The sequence below is a fragment of the Massilia aquatica genome (assembly GCF_011682045.1).
Lineage (GTDB): Bacteria > Pseudomonadota > Gammaproteobacteria > Burkholderiales > Burkholderiaceae_D > Telluria_A > Telluria_A aquatica.
Genome location: NZ_VVIW01000011.1, coordinates 44,983 through 58,478 on the forward strand (window position 1 = coordinate 44,983; position 13,496 = coordinate 58,478).

Sequence of the window (13,496 nt, forward strand, 5' to 3'; positions counted from 1 at the left end):
TCGGTTAATCTCGCAGCACTTACCTATTTGGCAGTACAAGAAAGGATTCACCGTGTCGAACCAACTGACCCGCCGCCTGGCCCTGCTCGACGATGATGAACACCGCGCCCTGCTGGGCCAGGGCCTGCGCGGCATCGAGCGCGAAACGCTGCGCGTGGACCGCGCCGGACGCCTGGCGCGCACCCCGCACCCGGAGGCGCTGGGGGCCGCCCTGACCCACCCGCAGATCACCACCGACTACGCCGAAGCCCTGCTCGAATTCATCACGCCGGCCGAAAACGATATCGGCACCACCCTGCACAAGCTCGACGCCATCCACCGCTACGCCTACACCAAGCTGGGCGACGAAATGCTGTGGAGCGAGTCGATGCCGTGCGAGCTGCCGGGCGAAGCGGAAATCGACATCGCCTGGTACGGCAAGTCGAACATCGGCATGCTCAAACACGTGTACCGGCGCGGCCTGGCGCTGCGCTACGGTAAAGCGATGCAGTGCATCGCCGGCATCCACTACAACTACTCGCTGCCGGAGCAGATGTTCCAGCTGTTTTCCAGCAGCGAAGGCGTCGCCCAGGAACGGCGCAGCGCGCTGCGCGACTTCCAGTCCGAAAGCTACATCGCCCTGATCCGCAACTTCCGCCGCTACAGCTGGCTGCTGATGTACCTGTTCGGCGCCTCGCCGGCGCTCTCCACCGGCTTTTTGCGCGGCCGTGAGCACCAGCTCGAAAAACTCTCCGAAGACACCCTGTACCTGCCATACGCGACCAGCCTGCGCATGAGCGACCTCGGTTACCAGAACGATGCGCAATCGGGCCTGACCCCGCACGAGAACTCGCTCGAGAGCTACGTCAGCAGCCTGATGGACGCCGTCAACCGCCCGTACAAGCCGTACCAGGCGCTCGGCACCAAGCGCGATGGCGAATGGATCCAGCTCTCGACCAACGTGCTGCAGATCGAGAACGAATACTATTCGACCATCCGGCCGAAACGCGTGATCCGCACCGGCGAGCGTCCGGTGCAGGCGCTGTGCAAGCGCGGCGTGCAGTACATCGAAGTGCGCTGCCTCGATGTCGATCCGTTCGAGGCAATCGGCATCAGCGTCGAAACCGGCCGCTTCATGGATGCCTTCCTGCTGTTTTGCGCGCTCGACGAGAGCCCGCTGATCAACCACATGGAAAGCCAGGTCCACGCGCGCAATTTCGCGCGCACGGTAAAAGAAGGCCGCCGTCCCGGCTTGACCCTGACCCGCAATGGCGAAGAGATCGGGCTGCAGGCCTGGGCCAATGAACTGATCGGGCGCATCGCCCCGGTGGCGGCGCTGCTCGACAGCGCCCATAACGACGACGGCGTGCATGCCGCTTCGCTGGCGGCGCAGCGCGCCAAGGTCGCCAATCCGGGCCTGACGCCATCGGCGCGGGTGCTCGACGAAGTGCGCGCGCTCGGCTCCTCGGCCGCCTTCGGCCTGCGCCAGAGCGAGCTGCATGCGGCCGCGTTCCGCGACAGCCCCTTGATGCCGGCCGAAGCGGCGTTGTTCGACGAGATGGCGGGGGCCTCGCTGGCCGAACAGGCCATCATCGAGGAGACCCCGAGCGGCAGCTTCGACGACTTCGTGGCGGCTTACAACAGCAGCACACTCTGTGGTGACTGACAGAGCGAGCGGTCGTGCTGACCTTTTATAACGAGCACCACGCCCAGCACCGCGGACGCCACGAGATGTTCCGCGGCGCCCTCGTGCCCTGCTTCGAAAAGCCGGAGCGGGTCGAGATGGTGCTGGCCGAATTCGAACGGCGCGGCCTGGGCAAGGTGGTCACGCCGCACGGCGTGTCGCTCGTTTCGCTCGAACGCATCCACACGCCGCGCTACCTGCATTTTCTGCGCAGCGCCTGGAGCGAGTGGGTCGCGCTCGACGAAGCCAATGCCGACAAGGACGCGTTTCCGTCGGTCTGGCCGATCCGCGGCATGCGCACCGATATCGAGCCCGATAATTTCGCCGCGCGCATGGGCCTGTACTCGATGGACAGCGGCACCCCGCTCACGGCCGGCACCTGGATCGCCGCCAAGACCGGGGCCGACTGCGCGGTCAACGCCGCGCATGCGCTGCGCCTGGGCGAACGCGGCACCTTCGCGCTGACCCGCCCTCCCGGCCACCACGCGGGCGCCGATTTTTTCGGCGGCTACTGCTTCCTCAATAATGCCGCGCTGGCGGCCCAGCACCTGCTCGACGACGGCGCCAAAAAGGTCGCCATCCTCGATCTCGACTATCACCACGGCAACGGCACGCAGAGCATTTTCTACGGCCGCAAGGACGTGCTGTTCATCTCGATCCATGCCGACCCGCGCAACGAATATCCGTTCTATCTGGGGCACGCCGGCGAGACCGGCGAAGGCGAAGGCACCGGCTACAACATGAACCTGCCGCTGGCGGCCGGATCGACCCCGGCCCAGTGGTTCCTGGCGCTGGAATCGGCCTGCGTCAAGCTGGCCAGCTTCGCGCCCGACGCGCTGGTGGTCTCGCTCGGGGTCGACACTTTCGCGGGCGATCCGCTGTCGTCGTTCACGCTGCAAAGCAGCGATTTTTTGCGCATCGGCGAACGCATCGCGCACACCGGCCTGCCGACCGCGTTCGTGTTCGAAGGCGGCTACGCGGTCAGCGAAATCGGCATCAACGTGGTCAACGTGCTCGAAGGTTTTGAAACCGCCAACTAGGACAATGAAAGAAGCCACCATGAGCGTCAATCCATCCATCGCCTGGGAATGGCGCCACTTCGACCAGCTCTCCGGCGCCGACCTGTACGCGGTCATGGCCAGCCGCCAGGATGTGTTCATCCTCGAACAAACCTGCTTGTATCCCGACCTGGACGGCTACGACCAGGGCGCGCACCACCTGCTCGGCTGGCACACGGTCGATGGCGCGCGCGTGCTGGCCGCCTACCTGCGCTGCATCGCCCCCGGCGTCAAGTTCGACGACATGTCGCTCGGGCGCGTGCTCACCACCAGAGGCGCGCGTGGCGGCGGCAGCGGACGCGCCCTGCTGGCCGAAGGCATCGCCCGCGCCGAAGGCCAGCATCCGGGCCAGCGCATCCGCATCGGCGCCCAGCAGCACCTCGAAGCGTTCTACGCCAGCTTCGGTTTTGCCACCATCAGCGCGCCCTACGACGAAGACGGCATCATGCACGTCGATATGCTGCGCTAAGGCGGCGGCGGCGCCAGCCGAGCAGGCCCAGGCCGGCCAGCAGCATGGCCCAGGCGCCCGGTTCGGGCACCGGCGCCAGTTGCAGCAGCAGGCCGCCGCAGCCGCCGCTGTCGTGGCAGCCCCAGGCGGCGATCTGGCCGTTGTCGTTGATGCCGGCGGCGCTGGTCACGGTCCAGCCGAGCGCGGGATCGATCAGCGTGTTGAGGTCGCTCATGGCGCCGTTGGCGTAGATAAACCCAAAGAACGGCACTTGCAGCGCTCCGCCCAGGTTGCCGACCACCTCGCCCCGGTTATTGAGCGCGGTGCCCCAGGCGGACAAGCCGTACAGGCTGCCCAGCACCTGGGTCATGCCGTTGGTGTACAGATAGGCGGACTCGGGCCCGTGCCAGTCGGTGCCGGTAATCTGCCCGGCCTGGTTGACGGCGTTGGCGGTGCTGCTGCCCGAGGACGAATAGTTCAGGGCCGTCATGACGCCGTTCTCGTAGATAAAGGCGGTCTGCGGCGGATGGAACTCCTGCGTTCCCAGCGAACTGCCGACCACGCGGCCGGCGTTGTTGATGCCGCTGGCCCAGATGGCGGAGCCGCCCAGGTTGCCGATATCGCGCAGTTGGCCGTCGAGGCGCACAAAGGCGCCCCAGCCGCTGGCCGGCGCGCGGAAGTCGCCCGCAATCTGGCCCAGGTCGTTGATCGCCGTGCCGCGCGTAACGTCGCCGCCGCCGATGGTGCCGAGGTCGGTCATCACGCCACGGCTGTAAAGGAAGGCGTGTTCTTCGCCGCCGGCCGTGAGCGAGCCGCCAGTCACCTCGCCGAAGCGGTTGAGCGCCATGCCGGTGCTGCTGGCGCCGCCCAGGGTGCCGAGGTCGATGCCGCCGGCGCTCGACCACAGGTAGGCGTGGTCGTTGCGGGTGCCGACGATCTGGCCGGCATTGTTGATGCCGGCCGGGGCCATTCCATCGGGCAGGACGGTGACGGTGTAGCTTGGTACGGCGGCGGCGGCTGTGGCGGCGGCGGACAGCAGCAGCGCCAGTGCAAGGTGAGTAGGCATGGCGAATCCTCGAAGGTGGACAAGCTGCCATCGTGCGCGCCGCAGCGCCGCGCACCCTGTGTTATGTCATGCGCGCGCCACGCCGGCCCCGCCAGGGCCGGCGCCGGGATTAATTGACGCTGATCAGTTCGATCTCGAACACCATGCCGGTGTTGGCAGGCACAGGCCCCCTGCCGGACGTGCCGTAACCCTTGGACGATGGAATCGTCAGGGTGCGCTTGCCGCCCGCTTTCATGCCTGGAATGCCATCGGTCCAACCTTCGATCAGGGTGCCTTTGGTCAGCATGAAGGCGACCGGCGCCTTGCCGACGGTGCTTTCGAACTGGGTGCCCTTGTTGTCGGGCTTGGTCGAATCGTAGAGCCAGCCGGTGTAGTGCACGTTGATGGCTTTGCCGAGGGCCGCTTCGGCGCCGGTGCCGAGCACCGTATCCTTGCTGGCAAAGGCGGCCGGGTCGGTGGTCACCACCGCCGGCGGCGGCAGCGGCGCCACCTGGACCGGGCTGTTATCGGAGCTGCCGCACGCGCTCAGGGCGAGCGTGGCGACGAAGGCGGCGGCGAGAGTAAGCTTGAGTTTCATGGAATCCTTGGGCGGTGACGGAAAAAGTTGCCAAAGTTTAGCAGCAGTTGCCCGTCCCCGCACTATTCGTCACGCATCAAAAGTGTCGCGCATATGTATCCATGTGTATTTCAGGCAGGCCGTTCAGATTTCGACCTGGGTTCCCAGCTCGATCACCCGGTTCGGTGGAATCTGATAGTAGTCGGCCGCGCCGCGCGCATTGCGCGACATGGTCACGAACAGATGCTCGCGCCATGGCGCCATGCCGCCGCCCGGTGCCGAAATGACGGTCTGGCGCGCGATGAAGAAGGAGGTTTCCATCATCTCGAACGGCAGGCCGAGCTCGGCGCACTGGACCAGCACCTTGGGAATATCCGGTTCATCCTTGAAGCCGTAGTACACATTGATCTGGTAGCAGTTGTGGCCCAGGTCGGTCACCTTGGCCTGCTCGGCGGCCGCCACCCACGGCTCTTCCATCATGTGCACGGTGAGGAACACCACGCGCTCGTGCAGGACCTTGTTGTGCGACAGGTTGTGCAGCAGCGCGTGCGGCACGCCGTCGCTTTCGCCGCGCAGGAAAATCGCGGTGCCGTACACGCGCGTGGGCGGCGCCACGAACAGCGACTGCAGGAAGTCTTCGAGCGGAATGGCGTGCGACTGCAGGTTCTCGAACACCAGCTGGCGCCCGCGCTTCCAGGTCATCATGCCGGTAAACAGGATCGCGCCCAGCAGCAGCGGGAACCAGCCGCCGTGGAACAGTTTCAGGGTGCTCGACGAGAACAGCATGATGTCCATCACGATGAAAAAGCCGGTCGCGCCGAAGCACAGCACCAGCGGCAGGTGCCAGCGGTAGCGCGTCACAAAGAAGGTCAGCACGGTGGTGCACAGCATGGTGGCGGTGACCGCGATGCCGTAGGCGCCGGCCATGTCGTCGGAGGACTGGAAGATCAGCACGCCGATCAGCACCACCACCAGTTGCAGCCAGTTGACGGCCGGAATGTAGATCTGGCCGATTTCGCTTTCGGAGGTGTGCAGCACGCGCATGCGCGGCATCAGGCCCAGCGCGATGGCTTGCTTGGTCATCGAGAAGGTGCCGGAAATGGTCGCCTGCGAAGCGATCACGGCGGCCATGGTCGAGAGCAGCACCAGCGGGTAGATGCTCCAGCTGCCGAGCTGGTTATAGAAGGGGTTGCTGACGTGTTCGGGGTGCATGATCAAGAGCGCGCCCTGGCCCATGTAGTTCAGCGCCAGCGCCGGAAAGGCGATCAGGAACCAGGCGGCGCGGATCGGTTTCTTGCCGAAGTGGCCCATGTCGGCATACAGCGCCTCGGCCCCGGTCAGCGACAGCACCACCGCGCCGAGCGCGATGAAGGCGGTGTATTTGTTTTCCAGCATGAAGCGCAAGGCATGCAGGGGGTTGAGCGCAGCCAGGATCTGCGGCGCCTCGATGATGTTCACCACGCCCATCGCCGCCAGGGCGATGAACCAGGTCAGCATGACCGGGCCGAACCAGCGGCCGATGCCGGCCGTGCCGCGCCGCTGCACCGAATACAGGGCCACCAGGACCACCGCGGTAATGAGCAGCACCACCCAGTTGGGTATGCCGGGAATGGCCACTTCCAGCCCTTCGATCGCGCCCAGCACCGAAATGGCGGGGGTGATCACGCTGTCGCCGTAGAACATGGTGGCGCCGAACACGCCCAGCACCATCAACGGGAAATACCATTTGGAAGCCTTGGTCACCGAATTGAGCGCCAGCGCCATCAGCGCCATGATGCCGCCTTCGCCGCGATTGTCGGCGCGCAATATCAGGGCGACGTACTTGAGCGAGACGATCAGGGTCAGTCCCCAGAAGATCAGGGAAATGATGCCGAGCAGGTTGGGGGTATTCAGGACAAGTCCGTGGTCCTCGTGGAACACGGCCTTCAGGGTGTACAGCGGACTGGTGCCGATGTCGCCGTAGACAATCCCGACCGCCGCCAGGGTGGTGGCCGCCAGGCCGCTCTTCTTGTGTTGCGCTGTCAAGATTGCACCATATTCTTGTTTTGGTGCATTGCACAATAGAAGATGGTCATGGAAAAAGCAAGCACAATTCGTTGCATCATTAATACCCCTGGTTACAGCAAGATTGCACTTGCTTTCGAAGACGCCATGATAAACGTACTGACGGGATAAGTGCGTTCGCAATGCCGGATTAACATCACCGGCAAATGGCCGGCCGCCAGCAAGCTTCCCCTATCTGCGGGATAATGTTGATCTAATGAATTTCTGATTGTCACTCATGCGTACCGGCATCCTGTCCGCCGCCCTGGCCTTCCTGTGCTGGGGTCTGTTTCCCTTGTATTTCCATGCAATCAAAGAAGTCCCGCCGGCCCAGATCATGGGCCACCGGGTGCTCTGGTCGCTGCTGTTCCTGGTAATTGTATTGACTATCCGCCAGCAATGGAAATGGCTGGGCGCGCTCAGGCAACAGCCGCGCGTGGTGGCCAGTTTCGCGCTCAGCGCCCTGCTGCTGAGCCTGAACTGGCTGCTGTACATCTGGGCCGTCAACAGCGGCCACGTGATCGAAGCGAGCCTGGGCTACTTCATCAACCCCCTGTTCAACGTGATGCTGGGTTTTCTGATCCTCAAGGAACGGCTGCGCATCGTGCAGTGGCTGGCGATCGCTCTGGCCGCCTGCGGCGTGCTGTGGCTGACCTGGCAGGCCGGGCGCATGCCCTGGATCGCGCTGGCGCTGGCCGCCTCCTTCGGCGGCTACGGCTTGCTGCGCAAGACCGCCTCGCTCGGCGCGCTGGAAGGCTTGTCGTTCGAAACCATGCTGCTGTTCCCGTTCGCGCTTGGCTTCGTGGTCTGGCTGACCATGACGGGCGACAACGCCTTTCTCAACTCGCCCTCGAACGGCACCCGCTGGTTGCTGATCGCCTCGGGGCCGATCACCGCCATTCCGCTGCTGCTGTTCGCCAGCGGCGCGCGCAAGATTCCCCTGTCGGTGCTCGGTTTGCTGCAATACATCGGCCCGACCATCCAGCTCAGCCTGGGGATCTTCCTGTTCCACGAAGCGTTCACACAGGAGCGCATGATCGGCTTTGCCATCATCTGGGGCGCGCTGGCGCTGTATGCGGCCGAGGGTTTGCTCAGGCGCAAATAGGCTGGCCGCAGACGCTTACGGCAGGCGCAGCAGGGCGCGCGTGCCGCCGGCGCCGCTGACGATCTCGAGCCCGATGCCGAAGCGCTCGCCCAGGCGGCGCGCGATCGACAGGCCCAGTCCGAAGCCGCTGCTGTGCTCGCCCTTGACGCCGCTCTCGTAGATGCTCGCGCGCAGCGCCGGGTCGATGCCCGGGCCGCTGTCGGCCACCACCAGCACGGCGCCCTCGCGCGCGATGCGGATGCTGCCCTGGTGCGTGTGGCTGAAGGCGTTGCTGACCAGGTTCGACAGCAAGATCGCCAGCACCGGGCCCGGCACCCGCGCCGTCTCGTGCGGCGCCACCTCCACCAATACCTCGACCGCCTTGCCATCGAGCAGATGGGCGAACTGCACCACGGCCGCTTCGATCAGGGGCAGCAGGGCCAGCGGCGGGCATGGCGCAGGCGCCGGCGCGGCGGTTTCCTCGCGCGCCAGCGACAGCAAGGTCTCGACCGTCTGCGTCATGTGCGCCGCCGCGCTGCGGATGCGCGCCAGCTGGGCGGCGCCGCGTTCAGGCAGCGCCTGCTGCGCCAGCAGCGCGGCGGCGCCGTCGATCACGGCCAGCGGGGTGCGCAGTTCGTGGCTGGCGTCGCGCGTGAAATGCTGTTCGCGCTCGATGAAACCGGCGATGCGCGCCAGCGCGTCGTCCAGCGCCTGCGCCAGCAGGCCGATTTCATTGTCCGGAAAGGTGCTGGCGAAGCCGCGCGGCAGCCGCTCCGGCGCGCTCTGCGCGACCAGGCCGGCGAGGCGGCGCAGCGGCGCGCTGGCGCGCCGCGCCAGCCAGTAGCCGGCGCCGAGCGAGGCGGCCAGCAGCGCCAGCGCCGACAGGCCGAGGAAAGCGAGGATGAACGGCAGGCGCGGACGCACCACCAGCTCGGCCCCGACCTCGGCCACCAGCACCAGCGGCCCGGCGCCGTCCAGTTGCAGGTGGCGCAGATGGTAGTGGCGGCCGGCGTCGCCGGGCACTTCGGTGCCGCGCGCGCCCGCCGCCAGGCGCCGCGCCAGGTCGGCCGGAAAGCCGGCCTGGCCGTGGTGCAGCGTGACGAACGGCCGCAGCGGCGCGGCCAGGCGGCCGTCGCGCTGCCAGGCTTGGCGCTGGTGCGCCGCTTCCTGGTCGAGCAGCCTGGCGAAAAAACTGTCTTCGACCGTGTACAGGAACAGCACGCCGAGCGCGCCGAAGCACAGCGCGCTGATCATCGAGAACAGGGCAAAGGCGGCCACCATGCGCCGCTGCAGGCTGTGGGCGCGCCCCATCATGCCCCCGCGTCGAGGCGCAGGCCGACCCCGTGCACGGTAAGCAGCATGGGCCGCGCAAACGGCTTGTCGAGCTTCTGGCGCAATTGATAGCAATGGCTGCGCAGGGCGTCCGAATCGGGCGGCTCGCCCTGCCACAGGACCTGGGTCAGTTCGGAACGGGTCAGCACGCGCGGATGCGCTTCGGCCAGCGCCAGCAGGATCTGGTAGCCGGCCGGATGCAGCCCGAGCGCCTGGCCGTCCCGTGCGGCGCTGCGCGCGCGCCGGTCGAGGCGCAGGCTGCCAATGGCCAGCACATGGTCCTGGTGCAGGGTATGGCGGCGCGCCAGCACGCTGCAGCGGGCCAGCAATTCTTCCAGTGCGAACGGCTTGACCAGGTAATCGTCGGCGCCGCTGTCGAAGCCGGCCAGTTTATCGCCCAGGCTGTCGCGCGCGGTGAGCATCAGCAGCGGGATGCGGCGCGGCGCGCAAGCGCGCAGGCGGCGGCACAGTTCCAGCCCATCCATGCGCGGCAGGCCGAGGTCGACGATCAATACATCGTAATGGTGCTGCAGCGCCAGATGCAGGCCGAGCATGCCGTCGGTGGCGAAGTCGGCGCTGTGGCCGGCCAGTTCCAGGCCATCGGCCAGGTTGCTCGCGAGCAGGGCGTTGTCTTCCACCACCAGCAGGTGCATGTTCGGGTCCTCTTGTTGAGCGTGGGCGCCAGCATCTTATCAAAGCCCGGCAGGCGGTGCGGATGATGCCGCAAGCGCTGTGAAAGAGATATGAAAACGTGCGCAAGGCAGGCAAAAAAATAGCGGCCCGCAGGCCGCTATCTTTGATCAGGCAGCGAACTTATGCCGCTTTTTTACGCTTGGCGACCGCCAGGCCGGCCAGGCCCAGGCCCAGCAGCGCCAGGCTGCCCGGTTCAGGCACGCCGACCGGATCGGCGGCGAAGGTGCCGCCCTGGATGAACACGCCCGAATCGAGCCTGGCATCGCCACGGTCCTGGATCAGGAATTCGAAGGTGTTCTTGCCGACCAGGCCGAACGCCTTGGCGTTCAGGACCGTGGTCAAGCCATCGTAGCCGGTTGCGATCGTGTTCTTGGCATTGTCGCGGTAGTAGGCGGCATTGATGCCGTTGTTGACGTTATTAATCGACACAACGCCTTTGTTGCCTGGAACCAGGGCGATGTTCACGCCGTTGAGCTTGAGTTCGAACAGGTCGTTGTAGGCGGAGCCGACGTATTCGTTGTATTCCTCGGAAGCGAACACATAGTTGAAGAAGATGTTGCCGGTGGTGCTGGTGAAATCGAATTTCAGCGAGGTGGTGGTGCCGGCGCCCGAGCATTCGGCGCCGTTGTTGATGCCGGTGGCGCAGGTGGTCACGCCGGTGGTCAGCAGGATGCCCTGCTCGAAACCGATATTGCCGCCCTGGGTGAAGATGCCGCTGGCGGTCGGGGTGGCGCTGGTCAGGGTAGCGTTGCTGATGGTCACCCCGGTACCGGCCAGGGCCTTGGCCAGGGTGGTCGCGTTGGTGGAATTCGTTACAACCAGTGCATGTGCCGAGCTGGTGGCCAGAATCAGTGCGGCGGCCGACATCACGCTGCGGATCAAATTAAAAGTCATCGAGGTATCTTTTCAGGTAAGAGTTGGAATCTGTTTTTATTGGAGCTTGCTGCTAGTGCCAATAAAGCAATTTCCATGCCCAAAAGCAAAAGATGCGCCAAATCAATGACTTGCAGAAACATTGCGCTGCGCCATGACTTCAAGTGTAAATATTTCCGACACTTGATCATCGATACATCTTGCAGGATGCATAAAACAGGCATGCCCGGCGCGTCCGGCCAGCCGGGCGGCGCAGGAAAGAACCAAAGCCGGGGCGACTTATTGTATCCTGTTGACCTTCCGTCCCCATTTCAAGAAACTCAATGGCCAATTACGTCTATACCATGAATCGCGTGGGCAAAATCGTCCCGCCCAAGCGTCAGATCCTCAAGGATATTTCCCTGTCGTTCTTCCCGGGCGCCAAAATCGGCGTGCTGGGCCTGAACGGCTCCGGCAAGTCGACCTTGCTGAAAATCATGGCCGGGATCGATACCGACATCCAGGGCGACGCCGTGCCGATGCCGGGCCTGAACATCGGCTACCTGCCGCAGGAACCGCAGCTCGATCCCGAGCAGACGGTGCGCCAGGTGGTCGAATCGGGCCTGGGCGAAGTGTTCGAGGCGCAAGCCAAGCTGGAAGCGGTGTACGCGGCGTATGCCGACGAAGACGCCGACTTCGATGCGCTGGCGACCGAACAGGCGCGCCTGGAAGCGATCATTTCGACCTCCGACGGCGGCAACCTGAACCTGCAGCTGGAAATGGCCGCCGACGCGCTGCGCCTGCCGCCATGGGACGCTAAAATCGGCATCCTGTCCGGTGGCGAAAAGCGCCGCGTGGCGCTGTGCCGCCTGCTGCTGTCGAAACCGGACATGCTGCTGCTCGACGAACCAACCAATCACCTGGACGCCGAATCGGTCGACTGGCTCGAACAATTCCTGCTGCGCTTCCCCGGCACCGTGGTGGCCATCACCCACGATCGCTACTTCCTCGACAACGCCGCCGAGTGGATTCTCGAACTCGACCGTGGTCACGGCATTCCATGGAAAGGCAACTACAGCTCGTGGCTGGAGCAAAAGAGCAACCGCCTCAAGCAGGAAGAAGCGACCGAGTCCTCGCGCCAGAAAACCATCGCCAAGGAACTGGAATGGGTGCGCCAGAATCCGAAGGGCCGCCAGGCCAAGAGCAAGGCCCGCCTGGCGCGCTTTAACGAGCTGTCCGAGCACGAATACCAGAAGCGCAACGAGACCTCCGAGATCTTCATTCCCGTGGCCGAGCGCCTGGGCAATGACGTGATCGAATTCAAGAACGTCTCGAAGTCCTTTGGCGAGCGCATGCTGATCGAGAATGTGTCGTTCGTGGTGCCGCCGGGCGCGATCGTCGGCATCATCGGCCCTAACGGCGCCGGTAAATCGACCCTGTTCAAGATGATCACCGGCAAAGAGCAGCCGGACAGCGGCGAAGTGGCGATCGGCCAGACCGCGCGCGTGTCCATCGTCGACCAGAACCGCGACGACCTGGCCAATACCAAGACCGTGTTCGACGACGTGGCCGGCGGCGCCGACACGCTCACCGTGGGCCGCTTCGACATGCCGTCGCGCGCCTACCTGGGCCGCTTCAACTTCAAGGGTTCCGACCAGCAAAAGATCGTCGGCAACCTGTCCGGTGGTGAACGCGGCCGCCTGCACCTGGCCAAGACCCTGTTGCAAGGCGGCAACGTGCTGCTGCTCGATGAACCGTCCAACGATCTGGACGTGGAAACCCTGCGCGCGCTGGAAGATGCCTTGCTGGAATTTGCCGGCAGCGTCATGGTCATTTCCCACGATCGCTGGTTCCTGGACCGTATCGCGACCCACATCCTGGCCTTCGAAGGCAACTCGCAAGTGACCTTCTTCGACGGTAACTACCAGGAATACGAAGCGGACAAGAAGAAACGCCTGGGTGAAGAAGGCGCCAAGCCGAAGCGTATCCGCTACAAGCCGCTCACGGTGTAAGCACCCGCAGCACACCACCGCGTGCAAGCCCGGCGCGGTGGCGCTAACCGAGAGACCAGCCCCTTCTGCCCGGCACACTGGAAAGATGAATGACTATCGCGCCAACCGGGTCGCCGGTCACAGTTACTTTTTCACGGTGCGCCTGTCCGGGCGCGGCGGCACCCTGCTGACCGATCACATTGCCGCCTTCGGCGAAGCCATCCGCCAGGCGCGCGGCCGCAAACCTTTCCACGTCGATGCCTGGGTCGCGCTGCCCGACCACGCCCATGCCATCTGGACCTTGCCGCCGGGCGACCACGATTGCGCCACGCGCTGGCGCGCCGTCAAGATCGCGTTTTCCAAGTCGCTGGGCAAGTCGGGCGCGGGTGCGGGCCTGGACACGATCTGGGAACCGCACTACCAGCAGCATGCGGTCGGGGCCGGGGCCGACGACTACGCCGTCCTGGTCGATTACATCCACCACAATCCCCTGCGCCACGGCCTGTGCGCCGCGCCGCACGAATGGCAATGGTCCTCGCTGCACCGTTTCATCGCGGCCGGGATGGTGGCGCAATCAACGCCGCCTGTAAAGTCAAAGCGGCCGTAAACAAACAAAGCGCCTCCCGGTGGATACAGCAAGCGGAGGGGGCGCTTGCCGCACACACTGGAAGGCGCCGTGCCTGTTCCGGTCTGCAATTCTGTCAGGAGCG

The 13,496-nt window shown here is 64.9% G+C and carries 12 protein-coding genes; 6 read left to right on the forward strand and 6 right to left on the reverse strand.

Annotated features, from left to right (window positions below):
* The first annotated feature begins 52 nt into the window (after positions 1 to 52).
* The 3 genes from gshA to F1609_RS18740 are packed head-to-tail and all read left to right on the forward strand — an operon-like array spanning position 53 to position 3,190.
* A complete protein-coding gene (gshA, locus tag F1609_RS18730) occupies positions 53 to 1,645 on the forward strand; it encodes a glutamate--cysteine ligase (protein ID WP_167077967.1) in 1,593 nt (530 codons plus the stop codon).
* A gap of 14 nt (positions 1,646 to 1,659) precedes the next feature.
* Positions 1,660 to 2,703, forward strand: coding sequence for a histone deacetylase family protein (locus F1609_RS18735; protein ID WP_167077969.1), 1,044 nt, complete (start codon positions 1,660 to 1,662; stop codon positions 2,701 to 2,703).
* Positions 2,704 to 2,722: 19 nt separating this feature from the next.
* Positions 2,723 to 3,190, forward strand: coding sequence for a GNAT family N-acetyltransferase (locus F1609_RS18740; protein ID WP_167077971.1), 468 nt, complete (start codon positions 2,723 to 2,725; stop codon positions 3,188 to 3,190).
* Here F1609_RS18740 and F1609_RS18745 read toward each other — a convergent pair.
* The 3 genes from F1609_RS18745 to F1609_RS18755 all read right to left on the reverse strand — a co-directional run bounded on the left by F1609_RS18745 (position 3,165) and on the right by F1609_RS18755 (position 6,816).
* Positions 3,165 to 4,235 carry a PEP-CTERM sorting domain-containing protein gene (locus F1609_RS18745; RefSeq protein WP_167077973.1) on the reverse strand — a complete coding sequence of 357 codons (1,071 nt, stop codon included), beginning with the start codon at positions 4,233 to 4,235 and terminating at the stop codon, positions 3,165 to 3,167. The genes F1609_RS18740 and F1609_RS18745 overlap by 26 nt on opposite strands.
* Before the next feature lie 109 nt (positions 4,236 to 4,344).
* Positions 4,345 to 4,812 carry an FKBP-type peptidyl-prolyl cis-trans isomerase gene (locus tag F1609_RS18750; protein ID WP_167077975.1) on the reverse strand — a complete coding sequence of 156 codons (468 nt, stop codon included), beginning with the start codon at positions 4,810 to 4,812 and terminating at the stop codon, positions 4,345 to 4,347.
* Positions 4,813 to 4,935: 123 nt separating this feature from the next.
* Positions 4,936 to 6,816: a potassium transporter Kup gene (locus F1609_RS18755; RefSeq protein ID WP_167077977.1), complete on the reverse strand. Its 1,881-nt coding sequence runs from the start codon at positions 6,814 to 6,816 to the stop codon at positions 4,936 to 4,938.
* Between the two features lie 256 nt (positions 6,817 to 7,072).
* Between F1609_RS18755 and rarD the strand changes: the two genes are divergently transcribed.
* Positions 7,073 to 7,939 (forward strand): EamA family transporter RarD, encoded by an 867-nt coding sequence (gene rarD, locus F1609_RS18760; RefSeq protein WP_167078191.1) that lies wholly within the window; start codon positions 7,073 to 7,075, stop codon positions 7,937 to 7,939.
* A 15-nt stretch (positions 7,940 to 7,954) separates the two neighbouring features.
* On the opposite strand, the gene F1609_RS18765 is transcribed toward rarD, so the two are convergent.
* The 3 genes from F1609_RS18765 to F1609_RS18775 all read right to left on the reverse strand — a co-directional run bounded on the left by F1609_RS18765 (position 7,955) and on the right by F1609_RS18775 (position 10,837).
* A complete protein-coding gene (locus F1609_RS18765; RefSeq protein ID WP_167077979.1) occupies positions 7,955 to 9,232 on the reverse strand; it encodes a sensor histidine kinase in 1,278 nt (425 codons plus the stop codon).
* Positions 9,229 to 9,903 (reverse strand): response regulator transcription factor, encoded by a 675-nt coding sequence (locus F1609_RS18770; protein ID WP_167077981.1) that lies wholly within the window; start codon positions 9,901 to 9,903, stop codon positions 9,229 to 9,231. The genes F1609_RS18765 and F1609_RS18770 overlap by 4 nt, the downstream gene beginning before the upstream one ends.
* A gap of 160 nt (positions 9,904 to 10,063) precedes the next feature.
* Entirely contained in the window at positions 10,064 to 10,837 is a 774-nt protein-coding gene (locus F1609_RS18775) for a choice-of-anchor L family PEP-CTERM protein (RefSeq protein ID WP_167077983.1), read from the reverse strand.
* A gap of 302 nt (positions 10,838 to 11,139) precedes the next feature.
* Here F1609_RS18775 and ettA point away from each other — a divergent pair, with 302 nt between their 5' ends.
* Together ettA and F1609_RS18785 are read left to right on the forward strand one after the other, a co-directional pair.
* The gene (ettA, locus tag F1609_RS18780; RefSeq protein ID WP_167077984.1) at positions 11,140 to 12,807 is read left to right on the forward strand and encodes an energy-dependent translational throttle protein EttA; all 1,668 of its coding nucleotides are present in this window, start codon (positions 11,140 to 11,142) and stop codon (positions 12,805 to 12,807) included.
* An 85-nt stretch (positions 12,808 to 12,892) separates the two neighbouring features.
* Complete coding sequence (locus F1609_RS18785) at positions 12,893 to 13,393, forward strand: REP-associated tyrosine transposase (protein WP_167077985.1); 501 nt, start codon at positions 12,893 to 12,895, stop codon at positions 13,391 to 13,393.
* Positions 13,394 to 13,496: the final 103 nt, after the last annotated feature.

Bases quoted from the DNA above. Each gene is read 5' to 3' on its own strand.
- F1609_RS18740 (WP_167077971.1), top strand. From the start codon at position 2,723: ATGAGCGTCAATCCATCCATCGCCTGGGAATGGCGCCACTTCGACCAG.
- F1609_RS18745 (WP_167077973.1), bottom strand. From the start codon at position 4,235: ATGCCTACTCACCTTGCACTGGCGCTGCTGCTGTCCGCCGCCGCCACA.
- F1609_RS18750 (WP_167077975.1), bottom strand. From the start codon at position 4,812: ATGAAACTCAAGCTTACTCTCGCCGCCGCCTTCGTCGCCACGCTCGCC.
- rarD (WP_167078191.1), top strand. From the start codon at position 7,073: ATGCGTACCGGCATCCTGTCCGCCGCCCTGGCCTTCCTGTGCTGGGGT.
- F1609_RS18765 (WP_167077979.1), bottom strand. From the start codon at position 9,232: ATGATGGGGCGCGCCCACAGCCTGCAGCGGCGCATGGTGGCCGCCTTT.
- F1609_RS18770 (WP_167077981.1), bottom strand. From the start codon at position 9,903: ATGCACCTGCTGGTGGTGGAAGACAACGCCCTGCTCGCGAGCAACCTG.
- F1609_RS18775 (WP_167077983.1), bottom strand. From the start codon at position 10,837: ATGACTTTTAATTTGATCCGCAGCGTGATGTCGGCCGCCGCACTGATT.
- ettA (WP_167077984.1), top strand. From the start codon at position 11,140: ATGGCCAATTACGTCTATACCATGAATCGCGTGGGCAAAATCGTCCCG.
- F1609_RS18785 (WP_167077985.1), top strand. From the start codon at position 12,893: ATGAATGACTATCGCGCCAACCGGGTCGCCGGTCACAGTTACTTTTTC.